This window comes from Vibrio sp. 1401, from assembly GCF_033340295.1.
The window spans coordinates 1-513 of the sequence record NZ_JAWOWF010000857.1 but is presented as its reverse complement, the minus strand read 5'-3'; the positions used below and the strand labels follow the sequence as shown (position 1 = coordinate 513).

Here is a 513-nt window from a genome sequence, read left to right as displayed (position 1 = left end):
CGTGCGTTACGGATATCGATGCCAGTGTTGGCGAAAATGATCTGTTTGATCGCTTCTGTACCATTGGTAAAACTTCCGGGTTGAACAAAAAATTTCGCACCCAATGTTTTCGTTAATGTGTCTGCGATCAAATTGTCAGAATGCTTGAGCATGTCATCAAGTAAATCGGATAGCGGCTTTGATTGATGTAATGCCATCAATTTACGTTGTTTCTGTGGCGCTGAACCAATCTTAATTTTGCCTTTGAGCTCAATACCTAATTGCTTGAGTAACGTACTGATATTTTGACTGGTATAACGTTCAGGATCTTGAACCGCAAATTTGAGAGGCAGCGGCTTTTCTCGTTCGACTAAGCATCCTTTTAATTCGTAGCGATTGTCTGGGTTAGCAAGCAGGTCTAAATCGCAATGGCGGCTCTTTTGAATGGTCTTAGAAACGGTCTCGACCGAACTTTTAACACGAATAGGTTGATGCTCTGGCACATAGACTCGAGTCCCGCCATCTTTTTGCGTA

General features: G+C 42.7%; 1 protein-coding gene. It reads right to left on the bottom strand.

The window, feature by feature from the left end:
- The coding region (gene dacB / locus R7Z77_RS28550; protein WP_318137460.1) for a D-alanyl-D-alanine carboxypeptidase/D-alanyl-D-alanine-endopeptidase at positions 1 to 513 on the bottom strand (513 nt) is incomplete at both ends.